General features: G+C 38.7%; 1 protein-coding gene (only partly in view). It reads right to left on the reverse strand.

Positions 1-25,473 carry part of the coding region annotated (locus tag PHG87_07270; GenBank protein ID MDD5477974.1) for a GNAT family N-acetyltransferase on the reverse strand (this coding region is incomplete at both ends). Its footprint runs off both ends of the window (16,893 nt to the left, 11,793 nt to the right), so 25,473 of the 54,159 annotated nt are shown.

Below are 25,473 nucleotides of genomic sequence, written 5' to 3' on the forward strand. Positions count from 1 at the left end.
CTAAGTTTTCCTTCACTTTCTTTAACCCCTGACTCTTATTCAAATCTATTTCCTTAATATCACTTCTGGTAGTGCTTTCATTTGTTTTCAAAAAAGTATTTACCCGTTCCCGATTATAATTCTCTGTATCTAAACGTATAATACGGTCAAAAGCATCAAATACTTCTAAGGTATGCGTCAAAGCAGTCGTGCCATGATCATCTATTTCCATACTGGACATAAAAGGAAACACTTCTTTAAATCTGGATAAATTATCCTTAAGCGTGCTTCTTTCCTCGGATACCAATAAAGCATTCAGCCACCTTTCATATTCGTTTTTGTTTATTTTATTAATTAGTTCTAAGGTTTCATAAACTTTAGCTTTCTGTTTATCATTAAAATCCAATTCAAAAACATCAGATGTATCACTATCAACGCCACCGTCAAAGAGAGCCAACCTCGTCCCATCTTCATCTCTTACCACACTGTATTTTTTTACCTCTTTTTTCAAATTCTCAAAATTTTCCTCCACTCCCACGGCTTTTAGCTCTTCCTCAATTTGGCCTGCGGTTGCATCTTCATAGTTATTCTTTACTGCTGCATTAAACTTAGGATCTTTCAACTGATCATTTCTATCTTTCTTAACAGATAGTATTTCACCGCCAACTTCAAAAAAAGCCACACCTGTGCCAAATGAACTCGCAGGACTAAATTTACCTTTGGGCATAAGATATACTCGCAAAGTTTCATCTGCTTTTTTGGTAAATATACAATTGAAGGACATCCCTTCCTTTATGACGTCACCATTAGCATGTTTTAAAACATTGCCTTGCGTGTCTTTTCTCTCGTTTCCTTGGTTACGCAAAACTTCTTCGACGATTGTCTCAATAACTTCAGCGATGTTCTGCTCATTTGTTCCCGTGATTACAAAACCTTGCACGGGATAACCCTTCAATACCTCCACTGCCACATCTTTATACAATGCGTTGGGAATAAACTTTTCCGTCTCAAACAATTCAATGGGCATTGGCGCAGGTTGCATTTTGTCGTCTTCATAAAATATGCCCTGCAGGTGTTGATGGTTTACTGATCCCCAAGCGCCCCAGCTGTTAAATCCGATTTTCAAATGGTCATTATACGGAGTATTTTTCACCAACGTTAACGCAACAACCGCCGCATCTTTGTCCAAGAATTGGTTTTTTAATTCTTCAAAATGCGGCAATATCATAATGTGCCCCTTGGCAAGAGGTTTTTCCTGAGAAAAGATCTCAACAGGGATGCCAGCTACGACCTGTTCCCGGAAAAAAGAATCCAATATTCTCAAACAATCCACCCTCGCAAAATTAAAGCCGTTCTTGACATCATTACTCGGAACCAAAAAGCAATTCTGTGGATCCTCGGGCATACTTTTTCCGATTCTATCGAGGTTATATTGCAGAATAAACCGCCCGACCATTTTTCTTTCAAATCTAAAATACGCATCATAATCCTTACCGTATTCGTATGGCCAAACTTTTCTCAATTCATCTTCTATCATTTTTTTAGAAATGTTGTTTTCCAAATAGTTGCTGGGTACCTTAGGAGATACGCCTAGAACAGTCTGTCTCAACTGTAATCTATTCAAAGATTCTTCCGCGGATTTACGAATGCTATCCCTCAAATTATCAGCTTTTCTGATTGATTCTAACTCATCATTTGCTTTAAATCTTTCCAGATATCTAATGGCATTTCCTATTTCCATGTCATTTAGCTTACGTTTAGGTTTACCATTAATAAAATCTACAGCCCATTGAATGGTAAAATCCTTAAAGTCATTATTGGTGTTCCGGTCAAAAAAACCGCCATCCAGCTGTTCGGCTGTGGCGCCATCTTTTCTTATTTCTTCAATCTTAAATTGCGGAAGGGTTATCATTTTTAAAGAAGCCTGAATATCTACCAAAAGATTATTTTTTATTTCATTTAAATTTCCTGATCTTTTTTCATTTTTAACCCAGTTGGCTATATTCTCTTTTCCTTTCTCTTCAGCCTGTTCATAAGCTCTCTTCTGGTCTTGCGTTAGTTGATAGAATAGAATCGGAGCATCTATAACCGGAACTCTGCCAAATTCTGAAGATGCCCATTCGTTGTTAAATAAAGGTGCCGGGGTACCCAATGTCCGCGTGGCAATATAAACTCTTAATTTATTACCATAAGGAGCAACTAAAATATTAAAAGAATATCCTTGATCAGTTATCTTTTTAAGCACGTTTGAAGTTACTTTTGTCATTTTTTCGAGATTCTTTGTTTCTGTTTCTAAAACTATACCTGTTCCCCAAAGATTGTAATCCTGTAAAGTATAAATTTGTATTCCGTTGACAACTCCATCTTCGCGTAGAGACGCATTCTCAACAGGGAATAAAAACCTAACAATTTGAGCATGGCTATGGGCTTGAGAAGCGCCTGCTTTGGGCGCATTATCAGAATCTGAGTAATACCAACCATTCACAATCAATCTAAATTTCCATTCATCATTTAATAGGCTGGGTGAATTATTAAGCTGAGCAGATAATGTAAGCATATCAAATATATTTTCATACTTAGACATTTCCCTTTGATGCACAAATTGATCAATTTTATCTTCATCCCCTCTCGATACCGTCATATGATAGAATTGAAATTGATCCTCTCCTTCCTGTGTCTCACTAAATGGCCAAATCGGACTCGTATTAAAACTCAACCACCAAATCTTTCTATTCTTCCACCAAACGCTTCTATTCTCCCAGGAAATCCAAACTATCCCTAATTCCATATTTCCCTTTATAGATGAAGGTACCAACCTACGCATCTTAGGATTCGTATCTTCAATACGGCCAGCTCCTTCTCCCGGCCTAGCCGGCCTGTTAGCCCTATTTGCATTTTGTATCACAATAAGATAAGCGTTTTGGATATTCTTTCTCACATCCTCCGAATTAAACACTCCCAACAATTCTCTTTTAGTATTAAATACCGCATAATCAACAGACTTTTCTTCTATTTTCTCCGGAGGATAGGTAAAATATTTGCTTTCTTTTATAACACCATTTTGATCTTTTATGAAATACTTGGCTTTAAGTTGTAACTCAAACAAGCTAGAGATTAAACTAAATAAGTCATTCCCCTTCTCAAATATAATTTCTTGAGGTATGACTTCATACCCATCTTTTGTTTTAAGCAAAACCTTATTTTGCGAATGAAGCTCATTACTAACCAAAACCAGTTCTTCTTTATTAAGCCCCTCAAATATGCCACCATCTTTTGCTCTTTGGCGCAGGCCATCATAATTTATCTTATCTGTGATGTATTTGAAGGACACTTTATGAGCTTTGATATATTCTGCAGGAGGAGACCTGTCTTTTAAAGCCATCCAACTGACAAGGGAGAAGTTCAGCTCTTCATTTTCCTGTAAAGGCCAGATCTCTAACTTCATAAAGTCATCTTTATCAGTAAAGTTGATGGCGGATATTTTTTGCAGCCTTTCAAGCTCACTATACAGTAATGGATCCGTCTTCTTTATTTCTGTCACGCTTGCTTTCAACCTTTCAAGCACACTGTAGAGGAAAGAGCCTGTTGTCTTGATATCTTCAACGATTGCTTTCAATTTGTCGTCTCGAGAGGTGTAAAGCACTGCCCAGTTTAGTTTATTTTCTTTAGTGGTAACCGGGCAGACATTGATAAGGGTATCAGGCTCTGGGTTCAACCTTCCTTTTAGGCTATAGACAACTACACCGTTGGGTATATTGCTTCCAGAATAAATATGGGAGCCTACGATAACTGTATTTTCTGCTACGCTTACTCCCTCTTCTATTCTGCTTCTATATATCTTGGCAGAAGAACTTACACTTGCTTCTCTTGAGATTACAGCGTTTATCCTGTCCATAAAGCCGGCGATTCTTTCTTCAGCCCGGGACTGGGTTATGCCTCTATACCAGGTTGGGATATCACCATAGTCAATGTAATAGGAGTTTGCTGCAACGGTTGCGGTAGCGTATAAAGGCAGGAATTCATTTACGACAATATCATAGACGGTCAAGTAAAAACCTATCTTGTCTTTTAAACCGGATGCGTCGAATTCCTTTTTAATCAGAGAATTGTCTTGCTCCTTTACGGTTAGGATTATCTTTTTGCCTTCTTTAAGGGCATTTAGTTCTGCGAAGGTAAGTTTTACTTCTGTGTTTTTGGGCAATATGTTTTTAATAACCAGGTAACTGGTCTCATCAACGGTTAGAGGTATAAAGTAATCGCTTGAGGTATCTATCTCATAAACAGACAGCTTGTTATCTATCTTATCCTTCACCATTTGGTTAATCTTTAAGAAGGCGTTAAGGAATTTAGAGTAAAGCTGGCGGTCTGTATGGGTAATGATAAAGCTGGCGGTATTGGTCTGGAGTTGGCGGGAATCTTCGTCGTTTAGATTTATTCCTTCCAGTATACCTGCCTCTACCGCGGCAATAAATTTATTCTCTTCGGGTTTTTCAAGGAAGACTTTAATTCCTTTGGTTTTGATGTCAAAGGCGACTATGCCGAGCTTCTTGATGGAGTTTTTGATTGATTCGGGATTGGTAATCAAGGCTATACCGTCATAAATAACCGGTTCAGTAATTAAAAGACCATCTCCGTTTAAAACCACCAGGCCCGGCTGATTCTTTTCTTTTAAGGCTTGGGTAAATTTATAGGAATGCATAATCACGAAATCCATCATTGTCGCTTGTTTACCATTGGGTAACACTACGGGTATGGGCATTAAGGTCTTTGAGCCATCAGAAGAGCCCGGGGTATACCTTGTGCCAAAGCCGCCCGCCTGAATCAGAATTACCCTTAAATCTTCTATAGACTTACCTTTAAGCTGAGGATAGTTTTCTTGTAATTCAGGAAGCTTATCCTGAAGTGCTAAAAGGGTGTTGCCGATTGCCCCGCCGTTACCTACGCGTACGCCTTCGGGGTCAGGTATAGAGACAAGCGGAATATCGTTCCTGTAGATTACTCCTCTTAGGGAAGCAAAATGCTCATCATAATAACCAGACATGGCCTTGTTTCCGGCTGAAATAAGGATTACATCCGCAGAAAGCTCTGTAAATTCTCTCTGGAATGCTTCTAGGGATGATTCGTATAGACGCTTGATCTGGGTGCCGCCGTCTTGAGTTAACTCTTCCTGTTTATTTTCCTCTAACCTCGCAAACGTTATGTCTTTTATATCTATTTTTACGCCTTTGTATAGCGTCAAAGATAAAATAGATTTTTTATTATCTTTTTCTGCAGCTTCTACAACCAAATTAACTTGATATAATTCATTATCGGAAATATCTACCCTTAATGGAAGCTCACCTTTTTTAATAATACCTATTATTTGACTAATCTGCTCAGAAGTAAATAATTCGTCGACCCTTTTTCTTTCGGCATTAAACATATTCACACCAAGCATGGCTATATTAAGAGGAGCAGGCAGACGGCCAAGAGGAATACTGGCGACTTTGATTGATTCTTTAATTAGGTTTTCCGTGATAGAAATTAGATTTTCTTTTCTATTAGGATCGGGACGGAATAAGGCTTCTTTAGTTACTTCATCTTGATCATAAACAATAAGCATCCCTGACATTTCACAAATTCCAAATTTTGTGCCTATAAGTTTTTTATCAACTGTACCCGGATTCTCCGCGGCTCTCGGGAAAATAAATACTCTAATCTTACCTTCACGAATATTAAACAATATGTTGTAAGGAGTAAAGCCTGCCGCACTGCTATTCAAAATACTAAGGATATCCCAAACTTTGTTTACCAACTTTTCTCTATCCGCATAATCCCCTTCAATTAAAATGGTTGTTGCTGGATATATAGACAAATCTTTTACATCAATTATCGGAAGCCGCACTTCAAATAATTGATAATGGAAATGCCCTGATGAAGCGGCTGAATTTAAGCTATTGAAGGTAAGATTAAAATCTTCTCTTCCTTCTATCACCGCTAATTTATATAAAAATTTCAGCGCGGTGCGGATATACGATTTACGATTAACCATCTGGCAAGGATGTTCATCTTCGGTCGCGTTGCGCACCAAAACAACATGGTTTTTTTCATAAGGATTTGGATTAGGATAAATTGTCCAGTCTTTATCCAAAACTATGCCGTGTTCTTTTTTAGGCATATTTTCAGGGCACAAGAAACATCCGTATTTGCCTTGCTCCAATTTACCCCTTTTTCCCTGCTCTCTATTGGGATTGATTTGAACTTGAAAAATTCCTCTGTCATGTTCCGTATCGTATCTTACCGCGAGGCCACCGGGCTCAACTAGGGGAGAAGCTACTTTAACTATTATTTGTTCAGAAATTAAATTTTCAATTTGTTTGGAAATAAAAACATTTAAAAGCTTAATGGCCCTTTCATCTCCCAGTCCTGCAAGCTTTTTAACAATACCCCTTATCTCTTTTAACTTTTCTTGATTTTCTTCGGCTATCCAGCCATCAGCAAGATATGTAATTATTTTTTCCAGTTCCTCAAAAATCAACTTTTCCTGCTCTTCTGTTAATCTTGGGAATTGCGCGTAATTAATAACTTTTATACTAAAATTATCTTCTGGTTTAACGAAATTTTTAAGGAACCCTAAATAAGCCCTCCTCTGCTGTAAAGGTTTCTGCATTAATATAACGGTAAACTCTCCGCCTTTAGGTAATGAATCTTTCAGAATCTCTCTGGCAAATTTTATATTGTCATTAGTATTTTGTGATCTTAATTCAAGCCTAATTCGCTCTTTCGGCACGCCTTGTTTGATTAAAATATTCGCCATAATTAAAGCTTCACCAGTAACAATCTCCTGTATCTTATTCCATTGATTTGCGTTATGAAGCGGTTCTAAAATTTTCTTGACCTCTTCAAAGTTATCACTATTTAACGTTTTTTCATTTGAAATCACAACGTGGCCGTACTTTGCGTAAACACTCTTTATCAAAGGGAATGTCAATCTCGCGACTCCACCACAGCAGATTATTTCACTTATTTTTCTTTCCTTAAAAATCCTTGCCGCTTCTTCTGTAACTCCTAAATCATCATTACCTAGCAACATCAATAAATCTGTTCTTTCAGGTAAACCCAATTCAGCCTGCTCATCTTTCATGGTAAGATAAAAAGCTAATTGTTCTAATAACTTATTTTTCTCTTCCCCATACTCCAAATTATTCCCCACCAACTCTTTAATCTGGTTCCTTCTGGCCACGAAGCTTTCTGGGGACTGATTCTTGTAGATGTCTTCAATGGAGGCGACTCTTCCTTTCTTTAAGGCTTCTTTGTAGGAGGAAGGAGGCGATTTAATCTTTTGCTGCAAGTATTCCAGTATTTCTGGTAATTGCTGGTAAAGCTGGGCGTCTAACTTATCGATTGCTTCGCCTCCTGATAACTGCTGGATGCTGATTACCGGGAAGATCTTGGATTTGAAAAGGTTACTGGTTAACGGCCTGTTGGCGTAGAAGTTCTCCTTGACATCATCGATTACCTGTTCCCAAATCAAAAATGCCGTGAAGTCTTTGCCGTCAATCTTAACCGCGCCTTCATTTAAGACATAGTCTTTATAAAGCTTTAAGTAGGTGATATTGTTTAAGAGGACATTGTAGATCTGGCTACCTTCTTCTAAGATAATCTCACCTGCTTTGATAAAAGTATTGGTAATCAGCGTCTTAGGATGGATATCGCCTTGTTCTGCTTCTACATAGGAATTATAGGCATAGGATTTAACTGCTTCTCCTCCTACCTTTACCGCACTGGCGATTGTTTCCTGTAACTGGTAGGTTTCTGCGATCTCTTGGTATGCTTTTTCCTGTAAGGAAGTATCTCTTTCCAGCAGGATTGCCCCGGTGTCATACCAGACGCCTTTAACCGGTAAGGCGTAAAGCAGGCCGCGGTAATCTTTAAGTAAATCGGCTATTGCTTCGGATTTGGCTTCCTGGGCAAAAGCCGGCACGATTTTACCAAAGTAATCTATGTCTACCTCTTTACCGATCTCTCCTTTTAAGGCCTTATCTAAGTAATTACCTTGCTGATACTGGACTTTGCCTTCTTTTACTTCCATCAGGCCTTCTTTATTGACTATCCCGGCTAAATAGGCATAGGCTATGAAGGCTTTTATCCCTAAGACTGAAAATGCCGGGTTCATCAGGATGTATTCATCTTCTACCAAGTATTCTCTACTCTTAAGCCAGGCTTTCATGAATCCATCATCACTCAACCCTTGGCTGCCGATTTCCTTCTTTATTTCTTCTTCTTCGACCTTGCTGTATTTCTCCTGGAATTTAACTACATTGATTCCTTTTTGTTTAGCCATGCCATATTTGGTGGCTTCCTTGTAGCTTATCTTCAAGAGTAAACAGGCAAGGCCGTCTTTGATTTCGGGATTAGTGGTGTAATATCTGGCTAATTCTTCAGGATTAAAGGTCATTAAGGCATCACCATAGATAACGGCAAACATGAAGCTGTCTTTGTAGTTAGCTTCCATATTTACCGCTAGGTCTAATAATGATTCCATGATCGGTGAGGCGGTATCTGCAGTTTTGCTGGTAATCGGGGTAATGGCCAGGCATTTGCCTATCTGGGTGTATTTGGCGTTCCTCTGGGCTTGGCCGCCGGCGGTGATGACTACGGTGTGGTCTTTGGTTTGGGTTAGGATCTCTTCGAGGCTGTAGATGCCGTCGTTAAGCTTTAGCCTGGCGATATAGGCTCGGATGACGCTTAAGATGCCTAAGCCATTACCTTTTAAGACTATTCCTTGTCCTGCTTTAAGGTCAGAGACTACCATATCATTGTCAAAAGTAGCGTTTGCCGGCCAGTTGTATCCTTCAAAGTATTGGTGGAAGGCTGCTTTTTGCTCTGAGCTGAATACGGATAGGTATATGGCTGTAGGTTGAGTAAAACCTTCCTTGCCTAAGACCCTGATCGTAGACCAGTCTTGGCGGGTGCCGCCGTCAAATCTAATCTGCCCTTTAAACTCACTCATCGCTTCTTTTATCACGCTCTCGACATACACTAAATCCTCGGCATTCTTGACTTCAAAAATAATACTGGGTGAACCGCCAAATGCCATTCTCACCACATTGCCGTCTCCATACACATAAGTCGCGTCATCAACTGTAATACCTGCTTCTATTTCTTTATTATCTAAACCTTTTCCATAGGTATTGGTATAGATGATCGCAATGTTAAAGACGCTTAAAGGATGTGACATAATCGCTTCAATTCCGGTATGCGCGACACCGGGCAATGCCAGAAGCGGCACGGTAATATTCCAATCCGCAAACAACTTGGTTAAATATAATGCTAACTCTTTAATCTTAGGATTATTTATATCCACTTCCATGAATGTCAACGGCATATAGATCAGGCTGTCTTTTCTTGCCTCAAACATCATCTTCTGGTATCTAACCAAGTCTTTATTCAAATCACCGGTTGGTGTAAATTCACTGTTTTTCTCAATCGCCACAGAAATCTTTACCCGGTCATTCTGGAATAACACTACCTGTTTCTCTAAAGGAATACTCTTCGCGGTTGTTGATGACAGTCCTAAGTATTCTCCTATTTCTGAGAGTCTAAATGCCTCATCTATTTCCTGGACTTTACTACCGCCTGCTTCTCCCACATCAGCCTTTGCCGCTTCTTTGGAGATTGATTTAACAAATCCCATAGTTACCTTTGTATTGGAGATGCTCAATCCTTTAGCCAAATCATTTAACGCGTTATTAAACACGTCAAATTCTTTATTGTAAGCCTGTCTCTGGATGTTCTTTGCCTTGAACGCTTCACTAATTGCAACTTCCGCAAGCGCCTGCTCCGTTTCAATCTTGGTGATGACATCTTCAAAACTCATGCGGATATCTTGTTTTTTGGCTTTCTTTTCTTTTACTTTATCGAACCCGGCTGCGGTTAACTCTCTTACCAGTTTTACCGCAGGATTAGAATTAGCATCCTGATTGGTTATGTAGGTAAAATAAACCACCATATCTTGCAATAGCGCGCTTGTCCTGGCTAAAACCTTTAAATTATTCTTTAAATCATCAGTTAACTCTATCGAGATTACAGTACAAGGTATCCCTCTATCCTTTAACCCCCCTATATATTCTAAGGTTTCATTATAATTATCTGTGTTCTTGTTCAATAAGAATAACAGCGTTTGTGATTGTGGAGCTTTCTCAAATACAGTTTCATATATTTTTCTGTCATCTTTAAGCGAATAGCTAACCAAAATATTATTGTTTGATCCTCCGGCAATATTCTTATTCCCGCCTTCATTTAAGAGCTGTAACAACTCTTTGGTGGTAAACTTAAGGCTGTTATCGAATATCACCGAGAACTTATTCCTGCCTGATTCACGATACCTCAGCAAGGCTTCAGCTAACTGCACACCAACGCTATCCAATCCATTCTTGTAGGCTAAATCGTTATTAGCAGCATTGAGTTCCTCAACGTAATATTTTAAATACTCTTTGGCGACTTCTGTTGATTTTAATCCTACTGCCAATGCCATAAATAATGGCACATAAGTCATTAGGGTCTTTCTGTTCATCTGCCTGCCGCCGATGTCTCCTCTAATATCCTTGATAATCAACACCTTAGCGGTAGAATCCTTTGCTAATTCTTCCGCTAATTTCATTAGCTGGCCTTTGGCGGCCGCAACTATTCTCTTTTTAAACATATCTTTGGTCGCGTTGAAGAAATCAAGCGTCTCTTTGGTACTACCAGACCTGGACATCTCAAACACTATGGCGTTGACGTCATTGGCGTCCGCGGGTAAAACCTTTAAATGCGCTGGATTATTCACTACTATCCATTTCACATCTATCCCCATCAATTTGAAATACTCATTCAATGCCCTAGCTAACTGATGTGAATACATCTCATTTGCGCCAATACCGGAGGTAATTACATATTTAATGTTGTTTAAGTCAATGCCCTTAAAGAATCCTTCGACCATGCCTAAGGTATCCAACAAATCCGTTGCGTCTCTCTGTCCATCTATAAGCGTAAAACCTAAGAATCTACCTACGAATTTATCCATATCATCTCTGAAGACAAAAGGAACTTCTTTTGCCAAATCCCTAAATAAACTTAAGAAATCAGATAAAGGCTCCCCGTTAATATCCTGCTGTTTACCCTCTACTTGATAACTCTGCGCTTTCACATCTACCGCAACTTTACGGGTTTGGAATTCTCTCGGATCAAATAATTTTTCTTCTCTTGCCTTGTTCAAACGGTAATTCGCGGCAACCGGTTTAAAGAATTCTACTCTTCTTAACACCGCCAACACATCTGCCTCAGATTTACCGCTAACCCTACTTAACTCTTTAACAAACGCCACTGAATCAAGTGATGTCCTGAATATCTGAATTACCCTCTTATAATCCTTAATTCCCAGCATTGCCATGATGTAGGCGATCTTCATCATCAGATCAACCGAAGAGACCTGCTTGCTGCCACCGTCAGAATTTAGGTTAAATATCTTTTGAGTATCTCCTAAGATATTGGTTTTCCGGGCGGCTACTGTCATATTCTGTATTGATCTTCCTTTTGAACCATAGAAAATACCGCTCGGTTTTATACTAATCACATTAAATCCAACCGTACTTAATAAGATCCTCATAGATGTTTCTGAGAAATGGCTTATATGGTCTCCTAAATGAAGAACCGGTCCAGTTTCGAGAGTCTCTGGATATCTAATAATAACTATCCCCTCTGGTTTTAATATACGTTTTACCTCTTGCATAAATTCTTTTGGTGAAGGAATATGCTCTAAAGTGTCATATAATAAAACAACATCAAAAGAGTCAGAAGCATAGTTCATCTCTTTTAATTCTGCGGCATATACTCTTCCTTTCAGACCGCGCCCAATAGCTATCTCGACCATTGCTTCTGATATGTCAACACCTTCTACATTCCAACCCCTTGATTCTAATTCTTCCAATAGATAGCCACTGGCAAATCCTACTTCTAAAACTTTACCTTTCTGCTTAACTATTTCTTCTAATTCATCGGCTCTAATACGCGCTATATTCTTCCTCTCTTCCTCTACTTCTTTTGAACCTACCTCCATAATCCCAACCTGTTCAGATAAATCTTCACCCCTATTGTCTTTCACAAAATATTGCATATTATATAAATCTTTATAAAATTTATCTACGGGTTGCGGATTAAGCCACATAAATCCATCATTATGGCATTTAACGATATTCATCTCTTGATTATTAATGATAATCTTTCCTATTGCCTTATGACTATTGGATCCACAAATTGCGCAACGAACAGTTTTAGTTTTAAATGTACCTATCCAATTTATATTCCCTTGCCAAAACAGAGGTAATCTATTTTCTTCTTTACCGCCATCGAATTTACCCGCAAATAGGAATATCTTATCTTTTGCTGCTCCAGGATACGGCCCTTGTTTTATTTCCAACAATCTTGCATCAATACCTATATATCCTAAACTGTGACCTTCAACAAAATAGATAATATCTCCTTCATTTAAAATTTTTGAATTAATAAATCTCCCTTCTTTAGTATAAATACTTGTTTTAATGCTACCGGAAAGAACAATCATAATTTCGTGTCTCGGCGATTCAAATGGCGTATGGACATGAGGCAGAGAAAGTTTCGAATCTTTATGTATAATATTAATACACAATTGCATAGCAAGCTCATAAACAGAAAATGCCATAAATCTTTGAATATTTAAATTATTTCTAATTATCATACCTGCATCTCTACCATTATCTGTGATTATTTCAACAAGGCCTCTAAATTCTGCCTGGAATAACTTATAAATATCAGCAGCAGATATCTCCCGTGAACTTATTTCAATTATCTTTGCGTCCCCAAAAAATTTGAGCCCATATCTTCCTATAATGCTAATTGTATCTTTTTCATTTAAAGTCGCTCTCTTAATTTCTCTTCCAATTTTGTCGTATAGGCCTACTTCCACCTGCTTACCTTTAATACTTATAATATTATATGTCTTCTGAGTGTTAGTATTGATACTAACTATTTCGCCGTTAAGAATATTTTTAATTTCGATTTGCATTGGTAATTCTTCCGGAGTTATTTTCCCCATCGCATTTCTGCTTACTAAGGCTATAATTCTATCTTTATAACTCACCTTGCTAAGCCTTCTGCCGAATTGTCTTTTCTCCGATTCCGGCTTAGTTTGTTTACCGCCATCGTAGATTTGGCCAACAGTGATGTATTTCGGTTGGATATCAAGATTGCCTCTTAAGAAGTATAAAACTTTTCTAAATATGTCTGCATGGCTAAATAAGAAAGTTACACTTTTGTCTAAAGCAGAGCTTTCATCTAGTTCTTTATAGGCATGCAAGATAAATTCATGGTGGGCCACAAAATAGAGATATTCGAGGGGAATAAAATTTGTTAAAAGAATTGCCTGAATATGAACGGTATTACTTAGGGGATTATACCACATGGACGGCTTACCTATTTTCACAGGCTCAACAATAACATTTATCTTAAGAGGCGGGCCATTAATATAATGGGAGACAAAACCAAAGATTTGCTGAAGCCTCTCATAATAAACCCCTTGAATAAAAACATCAGTGCGTTTTAAGTTTAAATTATTGTCGCTATGAATAATTATCCTGCCTAAATTAACTTGCTTAAAAGTATTGAGCTCAGGGGGAATAGAAAGTACGCAATCAGGAGCCATAAAATTAGCGGCTTCGCCTAATTCTTTTAATTCAGCATCAAAAAGTTTCATCTTTTTTTGTATAGTTTCTTTGGTTAGTTGCATGCCTATATCTGGGCTGGACTGCATCTTAGCGATATTTGCGAAAGTCTTATCATATTCGAAAAGCAGGCATACTGGCGGACAAATAGTGGATAATCCTTTATTATTGATCATTTCAATTACATCTTTACGCTTTTGGCTATTCCATATTTCAGCTAAAGTTTGTTCTTTTAAATTTCCGTAGGCAACACGTTTGTCTATGGCTAATTCTACGCAATGGTAAACCGTACCATCTGAACCGATGAAACTTACCCAAGGACAAGCCAAACATTTACTAAATGACTTCTGCGCCTGGTATACTCCATCCATTCGTTCTTTCGGAATTAATACAGAAATCGGATTTTTTCCGCTTTCTAAATAAGGTTTTACTTCTTTTTCTAAATTAATTAAAGCTTCTTGAACTAGGGACGCCGGGAACTGCTTACCTTTGTAGATGAAATCATAATATGCCTGATAATACCTGTTTAGTTCCGGATTAGTGCGGACAAATTCCAATGAATCTATTGTCTCCTGTGTAATTTGACAGCCTCTTTCATATCTTACGGTGGGCCGGTAGGCAATAGAATCTATAGTCCCAAAGTCATCGTTTATCTCTTTCATAATCACGGCGATATTCAATAAATCTTTTATGTTCAGTGGAGTAATAATCACTCCTATCCCAAAGCTCATCTTACTACCGGTTATTTTCTTGGCTTTAGCTAAATTTCTAATATTCTCTATTGCTTTAAAGAAAGCGTCTTCCGTTGTCCCGTGGAAATGTTTGTACGTCTCTTTGGTTCCGGCATTAAAACTTATCCGCAAGAAAGACAAGCCGATGCGTAGAATTCGCTCCGACTTTTCCGGTGAAAGAAGATACCCATCGGTAAAAAGCGCTACGCTCATTCCTTTACGCTTGGCGTATTCCATCCCTTCTATTGTGTGTGGGTTGAGTAACGGCTCTCCGCCGCCGGTAAAAACAACTGCCTTTACCCCAGATTCTGCCAATCTGTCTATATATAATTTCATATCTTCTAATTTCATGAAGAAATCGCTTGTTTTAGCTTCGCCTTTTGCTATCGCCGCTCTTATCTCTTCCTTAGAAACGCCATAGCTGCATGTCGGACAATGATATTGGCATATATGTGTAGGAGCTATTTGCGCGGTCACTGGTAAAATATCATAAAATTTACCCTCGATTACCTGACTTACTCTTTCAGAATGGGCCAGCCATTTGATAATGGTCATAGCGCCATAACCGCGGATATTTATAATAGAATTTTCTGCTTCCAAAGATAGTGCGGTATCTTTTTCTATCTTTCCGCCATCTTTCTTATTTGTTATGTCTTCCTTATCGAGCCTAATAAGTTTTTTGACTACGTCGCTGCCTATCGGCATTGTGACAGGATACTGTCGATTGCCTCCTTGATTTCTTGATTCCTCACAGCGCAAAATCTCAACCAAATCATTAAAACGCGCAACGGCCTGCTCTAAATCCATCTTTCTGCCGACGCATTCCACCGTTGCTGATTGAAAAGCAAGCGCGTCCTGTAAAGCCCAAAACAATTCTTTAAACTCACGGGCATTTTTTGATTGAGCCAATTCTGGATGAGAATCCCAATAATAATTAAAACATCCCCTCATAAATTGCATTAATGCCACTCCGGTTAGAGAGCATCCTGATATCTCTAACCCATGTTCATCACAAAACTTAAACGACCAATAAAATCGTTCGAAAACTCGGATTACCCCTGATTCTTTGAGATTAGTCGATAAATACCTCCGGGAGGAACATCTATTGTTAATTTCTGCTAAAATTCCGGACAGACTTAAATCAGTAACTTCAATCCAGTAATTCACCATCTCCGAACCGGAATAACCGTCGGAGTCGGTTTCGCTGAATCTTTCCTGCCTCAATTGAAATATCGCAGGGTCAGGAAAACTTAACGCTAATCCCCCGTATTGAGCGCTGTCCGGGTCAAGACAGCTGACGCCGTTTAAATAAGCCGCCAGGAGCCGGGGGTCGCCGGCCTCCCGTTCGGTTAAGAGTTCTTTCTCCTTAAAATCGCGCACCAGCCGGGCCATAAAATGCAACAGGTAAGCTCTGGCGAAATTCGCTGTGCCGGGACCGTCAACATATTCGCCTAAATCGGCGAAATCACCGTTGAAACAATAGTTGTTTAAAATCATATTATATGCCGGTTCAGCACTCATCAGGCTGCCGACCCCCCGGCCGTAAATGTTCCTAACTACGGCGCCGTAATTATCGGTATCGGTAGTTTCATCAATTCTCTTATTGCCGTTGGGAAAAAGGTAAAGCTCGCTCTTATTCATTCCGGCAAGGTTTAGCCCCACGCGGTAAAGAAAATCTTTCAGCATATTAAATACCCGGCCTTCAGCTTTCCACCTGCCCAAGTGGCTGTCTTGCCCGAATTGCTCGTATTCGTATAAGAGCTCGCGCAAACGCAAAGCGCGGCTGTCGGACTTAGCTAAACGCAAGGTTACCCCATAACTGCGGCCATCTCCAGACAAACTGTCCTTAAACCACCAGTGAAATAACGGATGGTTCGGCAAAGTTACGCCGTTTAGACATACCCGTGGCTCATTACTGCCGTCGCGCTGAGACTGGTCGGCTTCTTCCATACCGGGCGGAGAATTAAAATGCGGTTGGTAGTTAGTCCCGCTTAAGGAACCGGACAGGCTTAAAAAGTAATTTATGTCTTCACTAATAACCTTGTCCTCTTCATCAAGCAAGCGGAATTTAATCCGAGAATTAGGACGGGAGGACTGATTTTCCATAATTTGTACCGGTCGGCCTTTTCTGTCAAAAACGTTATGGATAGACTTAATGACTGGTGTACCTAACCCTTTTACTTCCAGCCTGGCTGGCTGGAAAACAAGTTTTTCTCCGGTGAGAACCGGAATAAATAAATCTGCCGGGCAGCGCAAAGGCTCCTCGCCTCTTTGTCTTGAAACTATCTGCACCCAGCCAAAAGCACCGGGAAACATAGATAAGCGGCCGACTACCTCGCGCAGTGAAGAAAATTCAAGTTCATAAGGTTCTCCGTCAGCTTTTCTTAACTTGACTAAGCCGTAACGCTGTTTAACTTCCTCATCACTTAGACGCCGGATATTCAGGTATATTTTATCATCGGCTTCTTCGGCTCGGATAACCAAGTAAAAATCGCCGATTACAGGGACAACCACTCCTTCTTTTTGAGTAGCCAATAACGGACCGGTTTTAGCATAAGATTTACGCCATAAATCTTCTGCCTTGGCTTGTTCAATCCGGTAAAAGAAAACTCTATGCCTACGCAAAAGTTTATTTCCACTAATCGCGGCAGTAGGTTCTCCGGCAGAACCGGCTGTGTTTAATTCTTTGATAAGCGCGCTCATATCCGCTGATATTGAAGGTATACCTGAATATTCGCCTCCGCGGCTGATTGCTGACTTAATTTTCTCTAACCAGTAACTATCTCCCATTATTTCTATTATAGCCCTGGCTGCAGAGGAGCGAACATAATCATCGCTCTCTTTTAAATCTAAAATATATCTTTCTATTTTAAGCTCAATAGTTAAAGCTCCGAGTTTTTCTAAAGCCCTGGCTGCGCATGAGCGGAGGACATAATAATCGCTATCTTTTAATATTTCGATTAAGACGGAGATAGCCGCTTTAGCGGCTGGGCCGATTTCACCTAAGGCCTGGGCTGCGGATGAGCTGACATCTGGATCATATAAAGCATTAATCAAAGGCTCAACTGCCTGTTTATCGCCAAGTTTACCTAAAGCACTGGCTGCGAAGGAGCGGAAATTGCTCCCGATTAAAGCCGTTTTGCTGTCTTCTAATGCCTCGATTAAGGCAGGAATAGCCGCTTTAGCGGCTGGGCCGATTTCACCTAAGACCTCGGCTGCCAATGAGCGGACATGATTATCGCTATCTTTTAAATCTAAAATATATCTTTCTATTTTAAGCTCAGTAGTTAAAACTCCAAGTTTTTCTAAAGCACTGGCTGCGGATGAGCGAACATATGAATTTAGATCATATAAAGCATTAATTAAAGGCTCAACTGCTCGTTTATCACCCAGTTCACCTAAGGCACCACTGGCTACGGAGCGGACAGTCTCATCTGAACTTACTAAGACTCTAATATAACCATTCACCAGTTGTTCTTGGGTAACACCTAATTTCTTTAAGTCTTCTGGGTATAATGTACCCAACCAAATATACCAACTCATTGGAGACACATAACGCCAAATCGTAAAGAATAACCCAACCCCTAACACTAATACCATAATAACGCTGATGATTGGATTAGCAGAAACAAAAGAAATTAACAGATTCAATGCAGATTCAAAACTTGGAGAATATACGGCAGTGGAAAGGAAGGCGGGGAAAACGGAAAGGCTGAATAGTTTTAATTGAAAATCTGTATTTACTTTTCCACCATCTTTTAATACCACGCTCTGCCTCACAATATTAGTAAGCAATGTCCTCCTTAAGAATAAAATTTCCTTGACATATATTTGAACCTGGTCTTGATTACGCTTATTAGCATCGAGCAAAGCCTGCTTCTCCAATTCCACTTTTTCTTCCAATAAAAGTAAAATTTCCTTGTTATCTATTTGAACCTGGTCTTGATTACGCTTATTAGCATCGAGCAAAGCCTGCTTCTCCAATTCCACTTTTTCTTCCAATAATAGCGCATCTAATAATCTTTTCCATAAAATCGAGGCTATTTCTTTTTCCTTATCTTTAAAAAGCAACGTTTTTGCTTTTTGCTCAAACATATAATCGTTCAATGTTTTTTGCGATGAGACCGGTTGCCTTCCCCGGAATTCATTAACGGCTCTCTGTATATAATTTTCCTTGGTTTCCTGAGCAGCTTCAGCCCATAAAATATCGTTGCCTTTTGCCGAGAATTCATCAATTAATTGCGCAATCTCATGGTTCTCAAGCGTCTCTTCTGTTGTCCAACTGTAGGATACCGCAGTCATAGTTGATTTTTCGACTAATTTATTTTTAAGTTTATTGAATAATAATTCCTTTGCTTTCGCTTCATTTCTATCATTGATATCCAAGAGGGCATCCTTAAGGGCGCCAATAACTTCAACCCTCCAGATGTTATCCACCATAGCGGTTATCGAATTTGCTTGATCCAAAACAGACCGAACCTTAGTGTCCATACCTTTCTGTGTTAATAATTCTTGCGCTTTACCCTCAAGATTGCCATCCACTATTTTTTGCTGAGCCTCTTTATTCTTTTGCACCATTTTATCAAATAATGTTTTCTTAGCCTCTAATTCCTTTTCCTTGTTGCCGTTAGTGTCTAAGAGCGCTTGCTTAAAATTTTCTCCCAAAATATCCGTATTCCAAATTCTATCATTAATTACTAAGTCAGGACCTTTCTGTTCTATTGCTCTACGAAGATTGGTAATGTTATTTTCATCTGCCAATAGTTCTTTTATCTTATCCTCAATCTGCTCATCTACAATTTTCTGCTGCGCCTGCTTATTTATCTGGCTCATTTTATCGAACAACAATTTCTTCACATTAGTTACATTGCCATCATTTACTTCTAAAAGCGCATTACGTAAACCTGCTTCTATCGAATCCCAAAGAGTAATGGTTATAACCAAACCAAAATTACCGTTTTGAGCCCTTGCCTGCCGTAAATTACTAAGCGTACTGGCATCATCTAATATTTTTTTTGCTTCTCGGCTAATCTTTTCATTAATAGTACGGTTTTCATATTCATTGTTAAGCATGCCCCAGAAATTTTCTTTGGCCTTATCTATATCATTGTTATTCCAGTTTAAAAGGAATTGTTTTAATTGTCCGGGTAAATCATCCCAAATAACATTCATATTATTTAAAATTATAGAACTTCTGGCTTCTTTATAACTTAGCTCTTTAGCAAGTTTTAACATTTCTTCTCCCATAAAGAAAGATAAAGGTAGTTGTTCCCTCTTCTTGATTTCTCTCTTTACTTTTTCTAAATAATCTTGCTGATTTTTATTTTCCAAATCTTGCCAAAGAGCTTCTGCGCCTTGAGTTTCTAAAGCATCGAGCTTAAGCCTGATTTGATATATTTTATTGAAATACTGACCAGCCTTACCTTTAATTACTTCTCCAAGATAAACGTAAGTCCCCTTCTTAAAACGATTAATGAGCCAAACAATTGGCCTTAATGTAACTAAAGCTATGATAATGCCTACAACAAGAACTGTAGCTAAAATGAAGATGCCGAAGACACCCATCTCTATTTTCTGTATTAGGTTATAATTACTTTTCTTTGACGTCACATTGAACCGCCAAATCTTACAATCTGCCTTAAAGAATCCCCACCATAGCCTGGTCCCCACACTTAAAGGTGTTGACCCGGGATTTGCCAGGAATGGAACAGCAAAAGCAGAAACTACCATTAATACATAACTCCATGACCAGATTAACGTCAGATTCCAATAAAAAGATATGGCAATAATTGAAATAACCGTGAGAGTTAACCCATAACGAATATGGCTTCTCCTGTAATCATTATATAATGACGCGTTTTCTTCTTGTAATCGCCCTTTCGAATCAAATGGCTTAACCGCGAAGATAGGAATATGATGCAACATAAAGCCTCTTCCTGTTCCCACATACATCGCAATTCCATCCATTGCTTTTCGCACTCCAAAAGCATAAGTAAATACCTGGGCCATAAAATAAGGCACCATACCTTCGATAAGCATCTTTGAGAAACTGCCTGTAGCTCTCACAAACCCTTTCTTCAGCATCATTTGAAAATAGCCTCCCAATGCGATAGCTTGCATAAGGAGTATCGCCAGCAGCCCGAAGATTATTTCTGAAGGAAATGAAGCAAATCCGCTTATACCCAATAACAATAAAAGAATAATATACGAAGTAACACCCAATCTAACTATGGGTTTTCTCAAAAAGAACCCTATGGCACCGATGAAATGCGACATTACCTGATCAAGCGAGAAATTAGAAGAAGTATTCAGTAAATACAAGTATCGGGATCTACCCTGTTCGCCGCCGCCCATGCCTAATTTTTCAAAAAATCCCGCGGTTTTCGAGAAAGCAACTTCTCTTGCTTTGCCTGCAAGAATAAATTCAAAAAAATCCACCGTATATCCTTTTAATACCAATAAGTATCCTCCGAAGATATCTTCATTAACATAAGAAGGCAAAGATGAACCTCGCTGGCGAACATAAGTCTCATCCCAAATATCAGGATGTCCATAATGGAACCTGACTTTTAGTAGAGTAAGAACTCTGTTCGTCAAAGAGTTAAATGTTCCATCTGCAAGAGCGTTAAATTTAGCTATTGTGTTAAATGTTTCAGTAACTATATGTTCCGGGAAACCTATAAGCTTAACTTGATCATCATATTTGAACTTTTCCATTAAATTAGGCATAAAAAACCATTGTTCGAGGTAGAAATCCTGATTAACATCAATGCTCATCATCTTTTCTCCCCGAACATATCTTATGCCATTAGTTTGCCCTTCGGGTTTACCTTCGGCCAATAATTCCTTACCCGGCAAAGTGATACTCTGCGAGTGAACAATCGTTCCAGAACTACATTTCGCTAGGCCGCTAGTAGCATTAAAGAAATAAGCTATTTGTAAAATCTCAGGATATTCTTTCAACAGCCAATCCAAATCCTTAAATTTTTGTATTTCATCTGGCTTTGTTGAAACAGAGAAATTCCGGTATTGGTCAAAAGCTATTACATACTGAAATTTCTCAAGTAATTTCTTATTTATCTGCTCCTCAGTATTGCGAACAAAGAATCCCGGGTCCTCAATCCCCAATTTCCACTTTAGGATATCCCGATAATACATCATTCCCCTAATCGTTCTTGATAAAGGCTGGAATGAATACGATGCCCAAAGCCTTACCTCCATTATCAAATCATCATTACCTATAACAAGTGGGGTACCATAAACCAGATTCTTCATCTTGTCAATTTCCTCTGGAGGATATTTCTTAGTGCTTTCTAAATATTCAATAAGGTTTTTCCATTCATCCGGGAAAAGTTTAATTAAATACGTCAGCGCCGTTAAACCGGTATTAAGAACTTTATTCAAATCCTTAAACTCATAAATGACTTCTTCGTTACCAACCGGAGTCATGATGCTGAGTGAAAAAAGCTGTTCCCATGTTGGAGCGATATCCATATCCATATGCAGCTGATCCGCAAACCAGATGATTCTTTCTTCTGCTGATTTGTTAAGCGGTTTTTTGCCCAAATTAGGTTCTGCGTTTATTTTACCTTTAAGATAGTCAGACGAGTTCTCTTCTATTTTGAACTCATATGCTTCAAGTTCTTGTTTGGACAACCTCTTTTGTAGATACAAAGCTGTTACAATCAAATTCCAGGCTTTTGCCCAAGCCATTCTTTTCTGCTCATCACTAAGACTTAAACTGGAAGGAATCATTTTATCCTTAAACAGCTTCTCAATTTGTTTTTCATTAAATTTTTTATTTACTTGTTTCCAGGACTTTATAGTGCCAATACCGATGTATTTACCTTTCACATAACCTACAATTGCTTCTGATAAATAAAAGAAGGTAAAAGTATCCAGGAAAAAGAAAATAATAAACGGCAACCAAAGGGCAACTATTACCAATGGGATCATGTTAAACCCTAAAATCAATAGCGCCCCTCCCCATAACTCATTTGTTACTATGCCTAAATTAAAGAATACAAAATAATTCCAAAGTACTTTTGGAATAAACACGCCTAAAATCCAAAATGCCCATCTTGATACTTTTGACCAGATAGTAACTTTGGGAGATTTATATCCTTCGTCCGGCCTCACGGATGCTGAATGATTCTTTACTTCTAGCCATCTATCCAATAATCTTTTACAGATTTGTAAACCTACTGCCAAGAGAATCAATCCGGCTGAATAATAAACCACCAAACCCGTGATTCCTATTCCCACTGACAGAAGCGCAAATCCTGAAGCAATATAAAGCATAGCTAAAAGAATAGATAAGGGTTTGATGAAGTTCCTAAATGTACGCAGCCATCCCCTTATGCTAGAATTGATAACTAAATATAACTTTCTGCCAAATATCTTAGTATCGATTATTATGCCCCCGCTTTTCTCCAGATATGTTTTCCAAATTACCGCACCCTCATCACCTTTATCCCATTCTTGACGAATAAACTTCCAATACTCTTTAAATTCCTCAGATTTTAGGGTTTCCTGTTGTATTTTCTCTTTATTCGTAACCCCGTATTTTTCAATCAATCCATCACTTCCATTGATCTTATTAAACAATTTCTCTACTAAAGGTTTTAATCCAGCGATGAATTTGTCGTAATCGCCATTTTTAACCTTACTCCGATAGCTATTTACGAAATTCTTGTTCCTGAATAAATCATCCATATCATCGTAGGTGATAAAATACTCTGGCGGCACCGAACCCGAAACATCGCGAAATTTTCCGGGAACAGCTCCTTTAAACTGGCCAATTTGTAATTCGAGTATTTTATGCCACCGAGTAATTTCCTCTCTTATAAATAAAGCAACGACTGCTTTGGGTATTCTTTTTGCTTCCCGGAATAAATAGCTATGGAAAGCAGGAGTATAATAAGCAAAATTAGCAGCAGATCTATTGATTAATTGCCATAAATACAGATCTTCCAAATTCAATTCTCCGACTAAACCTTCCCCTTTTACCGTCTTTAACCACACTCTATACTCTTCAAAGTGCTCATCAATAACAGTTTGCATTTTCCGCTTGTTAACTGCCAGCCGTATCTCATCATTTAAATATCCTTTAGCCTCATCGACAACCCCTTGTTCAAATCCATAGTCTAGGGGATTATTTAACAAGTCATCAATTTCTTGTATCTCACTTTGGCGGTTTGTGTTTCTCCAAAGCAGGAAATTGGGTATCTTCCTCTTTTGCCTGCCTATAAAGCTAGCGATAATCCCTGTGATATAAGTTACGATTATTACCGCTAAGGGAACAATAATCCACTGTAATAAAGACCAAGAACGTAAATCCTGTACCCATTGTTCAAGTGTGCCAATTCTGTGTTTACCGTTGTCTTCGAGATTACCGTATACATCATATTTATATTCTTGCTCGTAAATTTTACTAGGAGCTGTCCCTTCCCTCTCATAAACCATCTGAATTGTTTTATCTGAAAAATAATTTATCTGGCTCCAATTCTTCAGCCAAATTTTCTCTGTAGGGTCGAAACTAATTACCGGCCTTTCGTCGGAAGCTGAAACATTGAAATCAACGATTTCTGTGCCTTTAGTTATGGGTTGTGGTATAAAAGTATCTGACTTGGGGCGGTCATTTAAGTCTTGAATTAATTTCCCGGTGGGAATATAAATTTTATTCTTCAAAAGAATGGTTGAATCAGTATTATGAATATCATATATAAATACATGTTCATACGTTCCGTTCGTTAAATCTTTTACATTAACTTTTTCTACTTTGTTCGTTGTTAGATTATACCAATCAATATAAGAAATCTTTTCTTTGTATAACACGCTCTGGATATCGTATCCCCCAAAGATCCCATCTTTTTCTTTAAATTCGACGCTTCCCGGCAACACGCCAAACGGCGCGGAGGTTTTATTTTGCTCAAATAGCCACAATCTATTTACAACGGTTTTGTTAGTGCTTTTAGAGGCAGGACTTACAGCTATAAGTTCTTTTCCTAAAAAGTCATTGGTAAAAGAATAGCTCTGGCTTGTAATCTTAGGATTATCCGAATATTTTGCATCGTCTTGTTTGGCTGAAATCTCACCCTCGAGGTTTAATTCAGTGTACTGAGTTTCGATTAGAGAAGCTGACTCATTAAAATTCTTGCCGAATTGCTTTGTATATGAATTTAAATCCGAAATGAGCCCGCTGCCTGTATAGCCTAAATATTCCTTTTCAGCACCAGAATCAACTATCGCCTTGTATTCTTTTGTAATACGGTTTCCTTTTTCATCATATGGATGCCAATAGAATCCAACTACCCCCTTACCTTGCTTATCAACTACTAATGTCTTATCAAAGAATGGCCCATAGGCATCAACTCGCCATCCGAGATTAATATTAATCGTAGGGCTGCCTATAGTATCTACGACTGTCGCGTCTTTTAAAGGATGCCCGGGAGAAGTATAGCGGTCTTCTATAGCCCCTGAAGCATATTCTCTCTGGTTTTTTGATAATGCAATACCGTGTTTTAACAATAAATCTAATTCCTGTTGCTCCGGTTGAGTTAAATTTATATTAGAGAAACTAAGATTATAATGCGAGAGGTTCTCTACGGAATTTTGTTCGCCTTCGTAAGAACCTTTATAATATGGTACTTGCTCTCCATCGCGGATATGGTAGGCGCTTACATTCTGAGGAGTATCTTTTAGATTGCTCCATTCTCCATCAGCCCAAATCCGCTGTGTAGGAATCCAGGTTTGAGTTACATTGACCGTATTACCCAATTTATCCACATAAGAATAAGGCTTATCTAACGGTTTAAAATACCCCTGCTCCTCGTAAGCCCAGCCGCCCCAGACCTGATAAGGATAATGCCAGCGATACCAAACAATATCCGTACCGGGAATTGAATAACGTACGCGAAAATATCTGGTCTCTTCATCGGGGCCTAAACCGTATTTGGCATCTTTGGCATCAGCATTTTCCACTTCTAAAATAATATTGCCGCTGGCTTTATCGATAAAATAGCCATACAAAGGAATCCTCTCCA

The organism is Candidatus Omnitrophota bacterium (assembly GCA_028716245.1).
GTDB lineage: Bacteria > Omnitrophota > Gorgyraeia > Gygaellales > Profunditerraquicolaceae > UBA6249.